General features: G+C 70.5%; 12 protein-coding genes and 1 pseudogene. 5 read left to right on the top strand and 8 right to left on the bottom strand.

The window, feature by feature from the left end; all coding sequences use genetic code 11:
- Window positions 1-204 precede the first annotated feature (204 nt).
- From OHB23_RS12630 to OHB23_RS12620, 3 genes are read left to right on the top strand one after another with little or no spacing between them, the layout of a single operon-like run.
- Window positions 205-990, top strand: coding sequence for a class I SAM-dependent methyltransferase (locus OHB23_RS12630; RefSeq protein WP_051613650.1), 786 nt, complete (start codon window positions 205-207; stop codon window positions 988-990).
- Window positions 991-1,019: 29 nt separating this feature from the next.
- Window positions 1,020-2,528, top strand: a complete 1,509-nt coding sequence (locus tag OHB23_RS12625; RefSeq protein WP_442973042.1) for a 1,4-alpha-glucan branching protein domain-containing protein — start codon at window positions 1,020-1,022, stop codon at window positions 2,526-2,528.
- Window positions 2,525-3,772 carry a glycosyltransferase family 4 protein gene (locus OHB23_RS12620; protein ID WP_027507032.1) on the top strand — a complete coding sequence of 416 codons (1,248 nt, stop codon included), beginning with the start codon at window positions 2,525-2,527 and terminating at the stop codon, window positions 3,770-3,772. The genes OHB23_RS12625 and OHB23_RS12620 overlap by 4 nt, the downstream gene beginning before the upstream one ends.
- A gap of 1 nt (window position 3,773) precedes the next feature.
- On the opposite strand, the gene OHB23_RS12615 is transcribed toward OHB23_RS12620, so the two are convergent.
- Window positions 3,774-4,517, bottom strand: coding sequence for an acyltransferase (locus OHB23_RS12615; protein WP_027507033.1), 744 nt, complete (start codon window positions 4,515-4,517; stop codon window positions 3,774-3,776).
- Window positions 4,518-4,643: 126 nt separating this feature from the next.
- Here OHB23_RS12615 and OHB23_RS12610 point away from each other — a divergent pair, with 126 nt between their 5' ends.
- Entirely contained in the window at window positions 4,644-5,969 is a 1,326-nt protein-coding gene (locus OHB23_RS12610; protein WP_328809643.1) for an outer membrane protein assembly factor BamB family protein, read from the top strand.
- Here the strand turns inward: OHB23_RS12610 and OHB23_RS12605 are convergent.
- From OHB23_RS12605 to OHB23_RS12585, 5 genes are read right to left on the bottom strand one after another with little or no spacing between them, the layout of a single operon-like run.
- Window positions 5,954-7,141 carry a THUMP-like domain-containing protein gene (locus OHB23_RS12605; protein ID WP_328809642.1) on the bottom strand — a complete coding sequence of 396 codons (1,188 nt, stop codon included), beginning with the start codon at window positions 7,139-7,141 and terminating at the stop codon, window positions 5,954-5,956. The two genes, OHB23_RS12610 and OHB23_RS12605, sit on opposite strands and share 16 nt — an antisense overlap.
- Before the next feature lie 7 nt (window positions 7,142-7,148).
- Window positions 7,149-8,159 (bottom strand): class I SAM-dependent methyltransferase, encoded by a 1,011-nt coding sequence (locus tag OHB23_RS12600; protein ID WP_027507036.1) that lies wholly within the window; start codon window positions 8,157-8,159, stop codon window positions 7,149-7,151.
- 33 nt (window positions 8,160-8,192) lie between these two features.
- Window positions 8,193-8,972 (bottom strand): enoyl-CoA hydratase/isomerase family protein, encoded by a 780-nt coding sequence (locus OHB23_RS12595; protein ID WP_056446209.1) that lies wholly within the window; start codon window positions 8,970-8,972, stop codon window positions 8,193-8,195.
- A gap of 10 nt (window positions 8,973-8,982) precedes the next feature.
- Entirely contained in the window at window positions 8,983-9,801 is an 819-nt protein-coding gene (locus OHB23_RS12590) for an NUDIX hydrolase (RefSeq protein WP_222645392.1), read from the bottom strand.
- Entirely contained in the window at window positions 9,798-10,634 is an 837-nt protein-coding gene (locus tag OHB23_RS12585; RefSeq protein ID WP_027507055.1) for an ABC transporter ATP-binding protein, read from the bottom strand. The genes OHB23_RS12590 and OHB23_RS12585 overlap by 4 nt, the downstream gene beginning before the upstream one ends.
- A gap of 43 nt (window positions 10,635-10,677) precedes the next feature.
- On the opposite strand from OHB23_RS12585, the gene glgX reads away from it, so the two are divergent.
- Window positions 10,678-12,843: a glycogen debranching protein GlgX gene (gene glgX / locus OHB23_RS12580; RefSeq protein ID WP_222645393.1), complete on the top strand. Its 2,166-nt coding sequence runs from the start codon at window positions 10,678-10,680 to the stop codon at window positions 12,841-12,843.
- Between the two features lies 1 nt (window position 12,844).
- Here glgX and OHB23_RS12575 read toward each other — a convergent pair.
- Window positions 12,845-13,494 (bottom strand): annotated as a pseudogene (locus tag OHB23_RS12575) (peptidyl-tRNA hydrolase).
- Window positions 13,495-13,628: 134 nt separating this feature from the next.
- Window positions 13,629-14,879 (bottom strand): phosphoserine phosphatase SerB, encoded by a 1,251-nt coding sequence (gene serB, locus OHB23_RS12570; RefSeq protein WP_027507041.1) that lies wholly within the window; start codon window positions 14,877-14,879, stop codon window positions 13,629-13,631.

The following is a 14,879-nucleotide window of genomic DNA, read 5'->3' as shown; positions in this document are numbered from 1 at the left end:
CGTAGCGCGGGGCCCGAAACGTATTCGGAGTTCACGCTGCGCGCGGTGGGCCGAAGCCCCGGAACCGACGTGTCACGGACGTTACCCCATTCGTGGTTACTGATGGGTAACTTACTCCTGTCGGGCCGAGAAATCACCCCCGGGGCCCCTCGGACCGCCGACCGGCGTCGCTCGACCGGGCAGGTGGGAACTACTGTCGCCCGGATGAACGACGCCGCGACCGACACGACCGTGTCGACCGAGACACCCCTCCCGCTCACCGGCGAGCGCACCGTGCCCGGCATAGCCGAGGAGAACTACTGGTTCCGTCGGCACGAGGTCGTGTACCGCCGTCTCGCACCGGCCTGCGCCGACCGAGTGGTGCTCGAGGCGGGCTCCGGCGAGGGCTACGGCGCGGACATGATCGCGCGGACGGCAACACGGGTGATCGGTCTCGACTACGACCGCAGCGCCGCCGAACACGTCGCTCGCCGGTACCCGTCGGTCGCCATGACCCGAGGCAACCTCGCGATGCTGCCGCTGCGCGGCGAGAGCGTCGACGTCGTCGTCAACTTCCAGGTGATCGAACATCTGTGGGACCAGGCCGAGTTCCTGCGGGAGTGCCTCCGGGTTCTGGTTCCCGGCGGCGTCCTCCTCGTCAGCACTCCCAACCGCATCACGTTCTCCCCCGGCCGGGACACCCCGCTGAACCCCTTCCACACCCGCGAGCTCGCAGCCGCGGAACTACGGGAATTGCTGTCCGACACGGGATTCGAGATCGACTCGATGACCGGCGTGCATCACGGCGAGCGACTGCGCGCACTCGACGCGACCCACGGCGGATCGTTCATCGACGCGCAGATCGACCGCGCGCTCGCCGGTGAGCCGTGGCCCGCGACCCTCGTCTCCGACGTCGCCGGCATCACCGTCGACGACTTCGACATCCACGCCGAGGCGATCGACGAGAGCCTGGATCTCGTCGCGGTGGCCCGGAAACCGTCCAGCACGTGACGAGCGCGACCTCGGCCGACGAACCGGGCATGTTCGCGCTCGTCCTGCACTCCCATCTCCCGTGGCTCGCCCACCAGGGGCGGTGGCCCGTCGGGGAGGAGTGGCTCTACCAGTCGTGGGCAGATTCGTACCTGCCCGTGGTCCGCGAACTGCGGACCCTGGCCGACGAGGGTCGCACCGATCTGCTGACCCTCGGCGTCACCCCGGTACTCGCCGCCCAACTGGACGATCCGTACAGCCTCGACGGGATGCATCACTGGCTCGGCAACTGGCAGCTCCGCGCCGCCGAAGCCGCCGCGTCCCGTGACCCGGACCGCCGCGCGCTCGGTCACCGCGAACACCGGCGATCGGCTGCCGCTCTGCACGAGTACGAGACCCGCTGGCGCCACGGCGGCGCCCCCCGACTGCGCGAACTGGCCGACTCTGGCGCCGTCGAACTGCTCGGTGGGCCGTCGATGCACCCGTTCCAACCTCTGCTCGACCCACGACTGCGGACGTTCGCGCTCCGCGAGGGACGCGCCGACGCCGTACGCCGGTGGGGCCGCGGCACCGAGGGCATCTGGGCACCCGAGTGCGCCTTCACCGCAGGGATGGAACTCGACTACGCCGCCGCGGGCGTCGGACACTTCATGGTCGACGGCCCGGCTCTGCACGGAGACACGACGTGCGGCCGTCCGGTCGGCGACACCCACGTCGTCGCGTTCGGTCGTGATCTCCCGGTCAGCTATCGCGTGTGGTCACCGAAGTCCGGTTATCCCGGTCATTCCGCGTACCGCGACTTCCACACCTACGACCACGACACCGGGCTGAAGCCGTCCCGGGTCACCGGCAGAAGCGTCGCGGGCCCGGACAAGGCGCCGTACGACCCGGAGCGCGCCGCAGCAGCCGTCCGCACGCACGTCGAGGACTTCGTCGACGTGGTTCGCCGCCGGCTGCGCTCCGAACACACGCGCACCGGGTCCCCGGCACTGGTGGTCGCCGCCTTCGACACCGAGCTCTTCGGACACTGGTGGCACGAGGGTCCGGCATGGTTGGCCGGCATCCTGCGTGCGCTCCCCGAGGCCGGCATCCGCGTCGGGACACTCGCGGGCGCGAAGCGAGACGGCTACGTCGGTGACCCCGTCGAACTCCCGGACACCTCCTGGGGCAGCGGGAAGGACTGGCGGGTGTGGGCGGGCGATCCCGTCCGCGACCTGGTCGATCTCAACGCCGATGTCACCGCCACCGCGCTCGACGCCGTCGACGCGGCACCCCCCGGCGGTCTGCGAGACCGTGTCGCGGACCAGATACTGCGCGAGACGATGCTCACCGTCTCGAGCGACTGGGCCTTCATGGTGAGCAAGGACTCGGCCGCGCAGTACGCCCGCGACCGCGCCCACAAGCACGCTCACGCGGTGCGCGAGATCGCCGACGCCCGCGTGCACGGGCATCACGCACGAGCCGCCGACCTTGCATCCGGGTGGAACCAGGCGGACGATCTGTTCCCGGACCTCGATGCGCGGCGTCTGCAACCGACGGGTCGGGAGGTGCGGGCGTGAAGGTCCTGATGATCTCGTGGGAGTACCCGCCCGTGGTGGTCGGCGGCCTCGGTCGCCACGTCCACCATCTCGCGGTGGAACTGGCCGCGGCCGGACACGAGGTGGTGGTCCTCTCCCGCCGCCCCACGGGTTCCGACGCGGCGACCCACCCCACCGTGAGCTCGGTCGCCGAGGGTGTGCTCGTCGTCGCCGTGGCCGAGGATCCGGCGCACTTCACCTTCGGAGTGGACATGCTGGAGTGGACGCTCGCGATGGGTCACGCGATGGTGCGCGCCGGCCTCGCACTCTCCAAGCCCGGCATCGGCGAGGGGTGGGTTCCCGACGTCGTCCATGCCCACGACTGGCTGGTGGCGCACCCGGCGATCGCGCTCGCCGAGTACTACGACGTCCCGCTGGTCTCGACGATCCACGCGACGGAGGCCGGACGCCACAGCGGATGGGTCTCCGGCCGCGTGAACCGCCAGGTGCACTCCGTGGAATGGTGGCTGGCGCACGAATCCGATTCCGTCATCACGTGTTCCGCGGGAATGGAGGACGAGGTGGTCCGCCTCTTCGGTCCGCTTCCGTCCCCGGTCCACGTGATACGCAACGGCATCGACACCCGGACCTGGACGTACCGTCCTCGCGCGGCGCGCACCGGCGCCCCGTCCCTGCTCTTCGTGGGTCGGTTGGAGTACGAGAAGGGGGTGCAGGATCTGATAGCGGCACTCCCGCGTGTCCGACGGACGCACCCCGGCACCACGCTCACCGTCGTCGGCGACGGGACCCAGCTCGACCACCTCGTCGATCTGGCGCGTGTGCACCGGGTGCGCCGGGCGGTGACGTTCGTCGGATCCCTCGGCCACGACGGCGTTCTCGGGCATCTGCACCGGGCGGACGCGCTGGTGCTGCCGAGTCGATACGAGCCCTTCGGCATCATCGCCCTCGAGGGCGCCGCGGCCGGCACACCGCTCGTCGCCTCCACCGCGGGCGGCCTGGGCGAAGCCGTCGTCGACGGCGTCACCGGGATGTCCTTCGTTCCCGGCGATGTCGGCTCCTTGGCGACGGCGGTGCGGCGCACACTCGACGACCCCGCTGCGGCACGTACCCGGAGTGACGCGGCACGTGCGCGACTCACGTCCGACTTCGACTGGCACTCCGTGGCCCGCGAGACCGCCACGGTCTACTCCACCGCGAAGCGCCGGGTGCGCTTCCCGCTGGGCAGGCCCACGATCAGCGAACGTCCACTGCCCGAACGGGACTGAGTCACTCGCTCCCGAGCGACTTCTTGCGGGCGATGTCCTCCAGTGCGGCGACGTACGCCGCGCGGTCCTCCGCGCCGGCCTCCCAGTCGGTGCGACGGTTCCGGACCACTCGTGCGGGTGCGCCGACCGCGATCCCGTAGTCGGGCACGTGACCCTTGACGACCGCGTGCGCGCCCAGGACGCAGCCGCGACCGACGACGGTCTCCCGCAGCACGGTCACCTTCGCGGCGATCCACGTGTCCGGGCCGATCCGCACGGGCGACTTGACGATGCCCTGATCCTTGATCGGCACCGTGATGTCCTCGGTCCGATGATCGAAATCGCAGATGTAGCACCAGTCGGCGACGAGGGTGGACGCACCGATCTCGATGTCGAGATAGGTGTTGACGACGTTGTCCTTGCCGAACACCACCTTGTCACCGATGCGCAGCGACCCCTCGTGGCAGCGGATCGCGTTGCCGTCACCGATGTGCACCCAGCGACCGATCTCGAGTCGCGCCAGCTCGGGCGTCGCGTGGATCTCGACGTTCTTGCCGAGGAACACCATTCCGCGCAGCACCACGTGCGGGTTCGCGGCCTTGAAACGCGCGAGGCGGTAGTACCGCACCAGGTACCAGGGCGTGTACGCCTTGTGGCCGATCACCCAGCGCAGCGACGCGAGCGTGAGGAAGCGCGCCTGGTCGGGGTCGCGTCGCCGCGATCCTCGCCACCGGGTGCGCAACGGCGCGTTCCACATGCTGGTCATGGGCGGCACATTACTGTCGGCGCCGCCGCAGGGAACCCGGGGGCCGACCACCGGGGGTCGGAACCGTGACGCATCGTTTCAGCCGTTAGTCTCGTGCGAGCCGATCACCCGACATCAGGAGAGTGCATGCACGACGAGAACCCGCGTACCTCGGTGCGCACTCGTCGAGCCGGTGCCGCTCTCCTCGCGGTCGGCGCCCTCGCCCTCGGGGCCTGTGGCAGTGACTCCGGGCCCATCGACATCCTGGGCGACGAGGGCTGGCGCGGCGGTCTCGCCGACGCCCACAACTCCGCCTCCGTGACCACCGAGGGCAGTCGCTCCCTCGCTCTCGACTGGACCCGCCCTCTCGGCGCTCCCACGTCCACACGTCCCTCCGTCGCGCCCAACGGTCAGATCACGGTGACGATGACCGCAGACGCCGGCTGCGCGCTCGGATCGTTCCAGGGCGAGACCGGACGCAAGCGGTTCTGCAACTCGCTCGGACCCTCCGGCGTCTCGTCGACCGCGGTCGCCGACTCGGCGTCCAACCTCTACGCCGGTGACGACGGCAGCATGAGCTCGATCAACCAGAACGGTCAACTGCGCTGGCGCACACCGGTCTACGGGGTACCGCGCACCCCGCAGTTCCTGCCCGACGGCAACGTCCTGGTGGTCACCCAGTTCGGTCAGATCAACGTGCTGAGCAACCAGACCGGGAACGCGGTCGCACCCGTACTGGACCTGAACCCCAATCCCACGCCCCTGGACGCGCCGAACACCACGCTGCGGCCCGCGGACGACGGTCTGCTGGCCTGCCTGGGCGGTGGGCCGGACTGCGCCGTCGCGGCGGCACCGGCCGTCGATCTGGAGTCCTCGACCGTCTACCTCGTCCTGTGGCGCGCCGGCGCCATCGCTCCCCAGCTCGTGGCGCTCTCCTATACCGGCGGGGACTCCCCCGGGCTCACCGAGGCGTGGTCGTCGCCCCTGCTTCCCGCCGCCGTGACATCGAGCCCCGTGGTGTCACCCGACGGTGACCGCGTGTACCTCACGGACGTCGAGGGCACCGTGCGGGCGTACTCCACCGAGGACGGCTCCGAGATCTGGTCCTACTTCGTCGGTGACCGCGCGGCAGGAAGTGTGTCCGTCGCTGCGGACGGCACCATCGTCCCCGCGGGCGGCGCGGGGTCGCATCTGCGGGCGATCCGCGATGCGGGCGAGCGACCCGAAACGGTGTGGGAGCGGCCAGATCTCGTGACACAGGGTTCCTCCGCACTGGCGGGTGGCACCACGGGCTACACGGTGGTCGGCGACGGTGACGGGCTCGCACTCGTCACCTTCGACACGGCCACCGGCGAGACGGTCGACACCGACGCGCTCCCCGGCGCCGAGGGCTACAGCCCCGGAGTCGTCGTCGGCTCGGACGGCGAGGTGGTCGTCCCGACCGCGCTGGGATCCCTCTACTCGTTCCGCTGAGGCCCGGTGCGCGGCCCGCACACGAAGGCCACCCCCGAGCGCCCGATCCGGGTGATCACGAGCCCCAGCGGCACGGTGCCCCGGAGATCGAGCCGGGGGCGCAGCAACGCGGGATCGACGTCGATGCCGCGGACGAGAATCTCGAGCGACCCGCATCCCAGCTCCGCGAGCCGCTTGCGCAACACCTTCTCGGTGAAGGGCAACCTGTCGAGGATCTCGAAGCCCGTCGTCCCCTCCGGTATCGCGTCTCCCGTGAGGTGCGCGATGCGTGGATCCAGTTGCCACAGTCCATGTCTCGCGGCGTAGTGGCGCACGAGACCGGCCCGCACGACGGCGCCGTCGGGATCGACGATGTACCTGCCAGGGGCACGATCTTCGTCGATGGCGTCCGAGTCGGCGTCCGTCACCTCCCACGCGGAACCGTCCGACCGGAGCACCGTCGCACGGCGACGCACAGCGGGGTCCGCCACCTCCCCCAGCCAGAGGCACGCCTCGCGGACGGCGCCGTCGAGGGAGACGAGTTCGACCTCGGCCCGCGTGTGTCGGCTCGTGAGGTCGAGACGGTCGACGTCGAGACCCGGTGCGCACTTGACCACCAGGTCGCGGCCGGCATAGGCGTCGAGGAGGTCCGGAAGCGGGGGTTCGAGGGCTGCGGGGTCGTGACGGCGGCGGCCGCCGGCGCGGCGGCCGGGGTCGGCGACGACGACGGTGCCGCGCGTGGTGGGGGCCACCGCGTCGGCACGCAGCACGGCCACGTCGGGAACGTTGTGTCGTGCCATGGCCAACCGCACCGGATCGAGATCGCTACCCACCACGATGTCCGCGACCGAGTGCAGGGTGTGCAGTTCGGTGCCGATCGAGCAGGTGACGTCGTGGATGCGACGTCCGCGCAGCCGCTCGGCCCGGTGCCGGGACACCTGTTCGGTGGTGGCCTGCTGCACCGCGTCGTCGGTGACCAACCACGTTCCGGCGAACGGCAGCTTGGTCGCGGCCTTGCGACGCAGGGTGACCGTCTCGATCAGCGCGGCGGCGCGGTCACCGAAGGCGCTGCGGATCCGGCCGATGTCCGAGACCAGCGTGGCGGGCGTCAGCGCACGGTCACCGACCGCGGCCAGCGCGTCGGACGCCCCGGCCAGGTACTCGACGTCGTCGAGGTCGAACGAGTATCCCACCGACGCGTCAGAGCGCGCCGGTGTCCGGCTTCGTGCCCGTGATCATCACGTTGTAGAAGTAGCCACGGGGCACGACGTGGTGCAGCACGTTCTCGTCGAGCCAGGACAGCGACTTCCAGCCGTTGAACGCGAACCTCGCCCAGCCCCAACCCAGCTTCTCCGCCGGCACCGCCGCCTCGAAGGTGCGGACCGGCCAGCCCAGCAGCGCTGCGGCGAACTCCTCGGTCTTGGCCTGCACGTCGTCCGCACCGGCGGCGACGGCGATGTTCTCGAGCTCCGTCGGGTCGAAGGTGTGCAGATCGACGACGGCCTCGAGTGCCGCGGCACGGGACGACTCGTCCAGCTCCTGCTGCGGGCGACGCCAGTCCGCGAGGAACGGCAACCGCGTCGTGCGGGTCGTGGCCTCCCACGTGAGACGCCCCAGCCACCGCGCGTAGAAGTTGCCCACCGTCGTCGGCTCGCCCGCGAACACGAACCGGCCGCCGGGCTTGAGCACGCGCAGCACCTCGCGCAGAGACTGCTCCACGTCCGGGATGTGGTGCAGCACCGCGTGACCGACGACGAGATCGAACGTGTCGTCCTCGTACGGGATGGTCTCGGCATCGGCGACGCGGCCGTCCACGTCGAGGCCCAGGTTCTCGGCGTTGCGCAGCGCGACCTTGACCATGCCCGGCGACAGGTCCGTGACCGACCCGGTCGCGGCGACGCCGCTCTGCATGAGGTTGAGCAGGAAGAAGCCGGTACCGCAGCCCAGTTCCAGCGCGCGACCGTACGGCAGGGCCTCGGATCCGGCCACCGCGTCGAAACGGCCGCGGGCGTAGTCGATGCAGCGCTGGTCGTAGGAGATCGACCACTTGTCGTCGTAGGTCTCCGCTTCCCAGTCGTGGTAGAGCACCTGGGCCAGCTTGGTGTCCGACCGTGCGGCCTGCACTTCCTCGGCACTCGCGTGCGGGCGCGGCGCCGGATCCGACGGTGCGGTCGAGGCGGCGGTGTCGGTGTGCGGTTCACGAGCGGTCATGGAAGGGAACCCTATCTGAACGAGTGCGGGAGGCTAGTTGCCGGTGAAGTCGGCCTTGCCCGGGCCGTTCTCGAGGAACGACGCCATGCCGATCGCGCGGTCCTCGGTTCCGAACAGCGAGGCGAAGACGTGCGCCTCGATCTTCAGGCCAGTCGCGAGGTCGGTGTCCAGACCCTCGTCGATCGCCGCCTTGGCTGCGGCGAGGGCGCGCGAGGCACCGCGGACGAACTGACCGGCCCACGTGCGCGCCGCCTCGTAGACGGCATCGGGGGCCACCACCTCGTCCACGAGACCGACGGCGAGCGCCTCCTCGGCCCCGACGAAACGGCCGGTGAACACCATGTCCTTCGCGCGGCTCGGGCCGATCAGCCGGGCGAGTCGCTGGGTGCCGCCACCGCCGGGAATGACGCCGAGCAGCACCTCGGGGACGCCGAGCTTCGCGTTGTCGCCCGCGATGCGGCGATCGGCACCGAGGGCGACCTCCAGACCGCCGCCGAGGGCGTATCCGGTGATGGCGGCGACGGTGGGCTTCGGGATGGACGCGATCGCTCCGAGACCGGCCTGCAGAGCGCCGATCGCGTCGGTCATCTGACCCGCGGACATCTCCGCCATCTCCTTGATGTCCGCGCCGGCGGCGAACACCTTCTCACCGCCGTACACGATGACCGCCTTGACATCCGGATCCTCGGCGGCGGCCCGCGACACCTCGAGGAGCTCACCCTGCACCTGGCGGTTCAGAGCGTTCATCGGCGGCCGGGAGAGCCGGATGGTGCCGATGCCGTCGGTCACGTCGAGAGTCACGAATTCAGCCATGGCCAGCACGCTAGCTGTTCGACGTCCGCTCGGTGCGTGGGGGGAGGTCGGCGCGATACTCGTCGGCGCCGTCGAAGTTCACCCGCACGGATCCACCCGATCCGCTGATGACGGGCTGCACCGGCGCCAGATCGGCCTCTGCGGCCATGGCCTCGGCCACCGACCCGTGACCGGCGAGATGCCGCAGGCACGCCCAGGTGGGCGGCATCAGCATGCGGTCGCCGCGACGGAACTCGTCGAGGGCATCCGCGGGCCGCACCCACGCGGCGTCGACGGCCTCGGACGTCTCGCCGTCGGGACGTTGCCCGGACGGGAGCGCCGCGACGAAGAAGCGGGTGTCGTACCGACGGGTCGTCTCGCCCTCGGGCGTGATCCAACGGGCGTGCGGGCGCAGCAGATCGGAGCGCACCACCAGTCGGGTCTCGGCCAGGAACTCACCGAAAGAGATCTCGTGCTTCTCGACGGCACGACGCCGGTCGGCGTGATCGGACGTGTCCGCGACGACGGTGTGCGCGTCGGGCCCGGCGAACAGGACACCGCACTCCTCGAAGGTCTCGCGCACCGCGGCGAGCACCAGGGCCCGCGCCGCGGCGTCGTCGTCGGTGCCGAACCGTGCCGCCCACCACGCGGGTGACGGGCCGGCCCACCGGTCCTCCCCGTCCGCGGGCGTGCGATCGGTCGGATCCACACCGCCGCCCGGGAAGACCGTCATGCCGGCGGCGAACGCCATCCGTCCGACTCGCCGCTGCAGGAAGACCTCGAGCCCTGCCGGCGCATCGCGCAGCAGGATGACGGTGGAGGCGTCCCGCAGCGCGACCGGTTCGGTCACCGCGCTCGCCGATGGGACGACCGCGACCGCTTGCGCCGCGCGAAGAAGCGCCCGTCGGTGCGCTCGAGGGCGATGGCCTGACTGAACGCGGTGGACAGGTTCTCCTCCGTGATGACGTCGTCGATGAGACCCTGCGCCACGACTCCGCCCTCCTTGAGCAGCATCGCGTGGGTGAAGCCCGGTGGGATCTCCTCCACGTGGTGCGTGATCAGCACCGTCGCGGGGGCGTCGGGGTCGAGTGCGAGGTCGGTGAGGATGGCGACGAGATCCTCGCGGCCTCCGAGGTCGAGACCCGCGGCCGGCTCGTCGAGCAGCAGCAACTCGGGGTCCGTCATCAGAGCGCGGGCGATCAGGACACGCTTGCGTTCGCCCTCGGACAGCGTCCCGAAGGTCCGGCGAGCGAGATGCTCGATACCGGCCGTCTCGAGCATGTCGACCGCACGCTCGTCGTCCACCTCGTCGTACTTCTCACGCCAGCGACCGAGCACCGCGTACCCCGCCGACACGACCAGATCGGCCACCACCTCGTCGGACGGGATGCGTCCGGCGAGAGCAGAGGACGACAGGCCGATGCGCGGCTTGAGTTCCGAGATGTCGACGTGCCCGAGCGTCTCGCCGAGCACGTGCGCGGTGCCGGAGGTCGGGTAGATCTCCGCCGCGGCGACGCGCAGCAGCGTGGTCTTGCCCGCACCGTTCGGTCCGAGGACCACCCACCGCTCGTCCAGCTCCACGTTCCAGGAGACGGGGCCGACGAGGGTCGTCCCTCCGCGGACGACGGAGACATCGGCGAGTTCGACGAGCAGGTCTGGGTCAGGAGAGGACACGCCTTCCATCTTCCCGCACGCGCGGGGTGCATCCACGGCAGGATCAGCACGCGTGTCGCACGAACAGAACTCACCGAAGTCCGCCGCCGCGTCGGGCAGGCCCTTCCCGTTGGGCGCCCACCCCGTGGAGGGCGGCGTCTGCTTCGCCGTGCACGCACCCGACGCGCACGCCGTCGAGGTGTGTCTGGTGGACGGGTCAGGCCCCGACTCACGGGAGTCGCGTCACCTCCTCACCCAGCGCACGTACGGCATCTGGCACGGTGTGGTCGCCGAGGCCGGCGTCGGATCCGTCTACGGCTACCGCGTCTCCGGACCGTGGAATCCCGAGGCCGGTCACCGGTTCGATCCGCACAAGATCCTTCTCGACCCCTACGCACGGCGCATCGTCGGCAGCCTCGGCGACGCGCGAGCCCTCCTGCCGTATCGCGACGACCCGTTCGGACCGCAGTCGACGGTCGACTCGCTGGGACATGCTCCCCTCGCGGTGGTCACCGCTCCCCTGCCGGCCTCGGACGCACCGCGACTCGAGACCGACTGGGACCGCACCGTCGTGTACGAGGTGCACGTCGGGTCGTTCACCGGTGCCCATCCGGACGTCCCCGAGAATCTACGCGGCACCTACCTCGGACTTGTTCACCCTGCGGTGCTCGAGCACCTTCGTACGCTGGGTGTGACGGCGGTGGAACTGCTTCCGGTGCACGCGTGCCTCACCGAACCCGGTGTGCGCGCCCGAGGGATGCGCAACCACTGGGGCTACAGCACCGGCTCGTACTTCGCCGTCGAACCGTCGTACGCCTCGGTCCCCGGCGCCGAGGTCACCGAGTTCCGCACGATGGTGGACACGCTGCACGAGGCGGGTATCGAGGTGATCCTCGACGTCGTCTACAACCACACCTGCGAGGGCGGTGTCGACGGCCCCTCCCTCTCGTGGCGCGGCCTGGACGCGCGCGGGTACTACCTGCTGGACGCCCGCGGTCACGACATCGATCTGACGGGATGCGGCAACACCGTCGACGCCGCGTCCCCGGCCGTCGTCCGGATGGTCTGCGACTCGTTGCGGTACTGGGTCACCGAACTGGGGGTCGACGGCTTCCGCTTCGATCTCGCCAGCACTCTGGGCAGGCCGGGCGGATGGCGCTTCGATCCGCACGCCCCGATGTTGAGCGCCATCGCCGCCGACCCGATCCTGTGCCGTGCCAAGCTGATCGCCGAGCCGTGGGACGCGACCGGGCCCGGGTACCAGGTCGGCGGGTTCGGCGGCGTGTGGAGCGAGTGGAACGACCGCTACCGAGACACGCTGCGCCGCTTCTTCGCCGGGCACGGCGGTGTGCGTGAGCTGGCGTCACGCCTCGCGGGATCCGAAGATCTGTTCGCGCCGACCGGACGCAGGCCGTGGGCGTCCGTCAACTTCGTCACCGCTCACGACGGCTTCACCGCGCGAGACCTGGTGTCCTACAACGCCAAGCACAACGAGGCCAACGGCGAGTCCAACCGCGACGGCACCGACAACAACCTCTCGGTGAATCACGGCGTCGAGGGCGAGACCGAGGACCCCGCCGTGCTCGCGGCGCGCGATCGACACGTGCGTGCGCTGCTGTCGACCCTGGCCCTGTCCACCGGGACACCGATGTTCCTGGCCGGCGACGAACTGGGACACACGCAGCACGGCAACAACAATGCCTACTGCGTGCCGCAGGAAACATCGGCCGCGGATGCGCACGCGATCGACTGGTCGAGACGGGACGACGCCCTGACGGCGACTCTGGGACGAGCACTGCGGCTGCGTCGATCGGCACCCGTTCTGCGCCAACAGGAGTTCTTCGCCGGTCGTGACACACCCAGCGGCGAACCGGATCTCATGTGGTTCGACCACGACGGGGCCGAGATCGTCGGCGATCGGTGGAACGACGATCACGCCCGGACCCTGCAGGCCTGGGTCGACGGATCCGACGTGCGCATCCCCGCGCTCCGACACGCAGGGGTCGAGGCGGAGACCTTCGATTCGGCTCTGCTGGTGGTGCACTCGGGAGGCGATGCGAACATCGTCCTCCCCGATCACCGTCGACACGGGCCGGACGAGGCACCCGGTTACGTTCCCGTCTTCGACTCCGCGACACCCGACGGTCGACCGGTGGACGCGTCGCCCGTCACCGCGGGAAGCACCGTCCGAGTGGCCGGTCCGATCGTGCTCGTCTACATCTCGACGATCCCGTCCTGACTCAGGCGGTGCGCGGGACGTCCAGCTCGGCGATCACGGTCATCGACCCGGGGGCGACCTCCGTGTAGCCGGCGTCCCGCACGCCGACGGCGGTGCCGCGCTCGCACTCGGCCACGAGGCGAGACCAGGTCTCGGCATCGGCATCACGAACGCTGACGGCCCACTGCGCGTCCTGCCACACCCGGACGTCCTCGACCGTCATGGCACCGGCAGCGAGCATCACGGCGTGTCCCACCTGGGCGGCGGTCTTGCCGACGGTCACTCGAGCTCCGCGTCCACCCAGAGCCGCACGGCACCCTCGGCGTGCGGTCCCGGGTCGTCGGCCGGCAGGTCGGTGCCTCCCACCTGGAGCTTGCGCAGCCTCGAGTCCAGATCACCCACACGGCACGGCACGTAGGCCCGAGCCGACGCCCCGCCCGCGTCGACGGTCACGCCGTCCACCTCCTGCGCTGCCGTCCACTGCGCGCCCCGCGCGCGACGGGACACCTTGCGGATCCGCGCACCCAGCCACGCCGTGTACTCCTCGTGCCAGGGACCGCCCGGGGCGATGCGCTCGTCCAGGCACACCTGCAGCGTCGCGGACGCCGCCGCGGCCAGCAGGTCGGACCGGGCCGGCGGATCGACCTTGGGGATGTGGAGCACCAGCGGCATCGCGCGCACGTCGGCAGGATCGGGCGGATCGACTCGCGAGCCGTAGGAACCGGCCGCACTCGTCCCGGCCACCAGCACCGCGTGGCGCTCCTCGAGGGTGGACGGCCGGACGTCCTCCAGGGGACCCTCGTCGATCACGGGATGGGGATGCGGCGAACCCCGCCGTCGAGGGAGTCGGCGGCCTCGATCTCACTGCGGGTGACACCGAGGACGAAGAGCAGCGCGTCGAGGAACGGATAGGACAGCGCCGCGTCCGCGACCTCGCGCAGCGCCGGCTTCGCGTTGAAGGCGATGCCGAGACCCGCCGCGGTGAGCATGTCGATGTCGTTGGCACCGTCGCCGACCGCCACCGTCTGCTCCATCGGCACACCGACCTGTGAGGCGAACTGGCGCAGCGCCACCGCCTTCGCCGCGCGATCGACGACATCGCCGATCACGCGGCCGGTGAGCTTGCCGTCGACGATCTCCAGGGTGTTCGCCTTCACGAAGTCCAGTTCGAGCTCGTGCGCCAAGCCCTCGATCACCTGCCGGAAACCGCCCGACACCACGCCGCAGTGATAGCCGAGTCGTCGCAACGTCCGAATGGTGGTGCGCGCGCCCGGCGTGAGCTCGAGATCCTCGGCGACGTCGTCGATGACCGATGCGTCCAACCCGGCCAGGGTCGCGACTCGACGGTGCAGTGACTCCGCGAAGTCGATCTCGCCTCGCATGGCCGCCTCGGTGACGGCTCGGACCTCGTCCTCGACTCCGGCCCGCGCCGCGAGCATCTCGATGACCTCGCCCTGCACCAGCGTCGAGTCGACGTCGAACACGATGAGGCGCTTCGCTCGACGAGCCAGTCCGGACCGTTCGACGGCGACGTCGATACCGACTCCGGCAGCCACGGTCGCGAGCGCCGACCGCAACGCCTCGTCGGCCTCGTCGCTCGACAGCCCGCCCTCCTCCTGCGGACGGGCCGAGACCAACAGCTCGAGTCCCGTCACCGGGTAGTCGGCGATACCGCGGATCGAGTCGATGTTGGCGCCCTGTCGCGCGAGTTCGCTCGACAGCACGCTGATGGCTCGCGCGGTGACGGGCCGTCCCAACACGACGACGACGTGGGTGGAGAGGGGCGAACGACCGTGCGCTCCCCCGACCTCGACGTCGACGTGGACACCAACCGTGCCCATGGCCTCCTCGAGGTGCTCCTGCAAACTTTCGACGTCCCCGGGGCAACTGCCCAGGACACCGAGCGTCAGGCGACCGCGAATGACCACCTGCTCCACGTCCACGACGCTGACGTCGTGTCGCGCCAGCGAGGCGAAGAGCACGGATGTGACACCGGGCTTGTCACCGCCGGTGACCGTCACGAGCACGGACGTCGGCGGGGGTGGTGTCTCCACCAT

It is taken from the genome of Rhodococcus sp. NBC_00294, assembly GCF_036163995.1.
Taxonomy (GTDB): Bacteria; Actinomycetota; Actinomycetes; order Mycobacteriales; family Mycobacteriaceae; genus Rhodococcoides.
The sequence above is the reverse complement of the archived record's forward strand: the minus strand, read 5'-3'. Positions and strand labels throughout refer to the sequence as shown.

What these genes read in the sequence shown, in the direction of transcription:
- OHB23_RS12600 (WP_027507036.1), bottom strand. Translation starts at nt 8,159, where the DNA reads ATGACCGCTCGTGAACCGCACACCGACACCGCCGCCTCGACCGCACCG.
- OHB23_RS12630 (WP_051613650.1), top strand. Translation starts at nt 205, where the DNA reads ATGAACGACGCCGCGACCGACACGACCGTGTCGACCGAGACACCCCTC.
- OHB23_RS12625 (WP_442973042.1), top strand. Translation starts at nt 1,020, where the DNA reads ATGTTCGCGCTCGTCCTGCACTCCCATCTCCCGTGGCTCGCCCACCAG.
- OHB23_RS12610 (WP_328809643.1), top strand. Translation starts at nt 4,644, where the DNA reads ATGCACGACGAGAACCCGCGTACCTCGGTGCGCACTCGTCGAGCCGGT.
- serB (WP_027507041.1), bottom strand. Translation starts at nt 14,879, where the DNA reads ATGGTGGAGACACCACCCCCGCCGACGTCCGTGCTCGTGACGGTCACC.
- OHB23_RS12585 (WP_027507055.1), bottom strand. Translation starts at nt 10,634, where the DNA reads ATGGAAGGCGTGTCCTCTCCTGACCCAGACCTGCTCGTCGAACTCGCC.
- OHB23_RS12595 (WP_056446209.1), bottom strand. Translation starts at nt 8,972, where the DNA reads ATGGCTGAATTCGTGACTCTCGACGTGACCGACGGCATCGGCACCATC.
- OHB23_RS12615 (WP_027507033.1), bottom strand. Translation starts at nt 4,517, where the DNA reads ATGACCAGCATGTGGAACGCGCCGTTGCGCACCCGGTGGCGAGGATCG.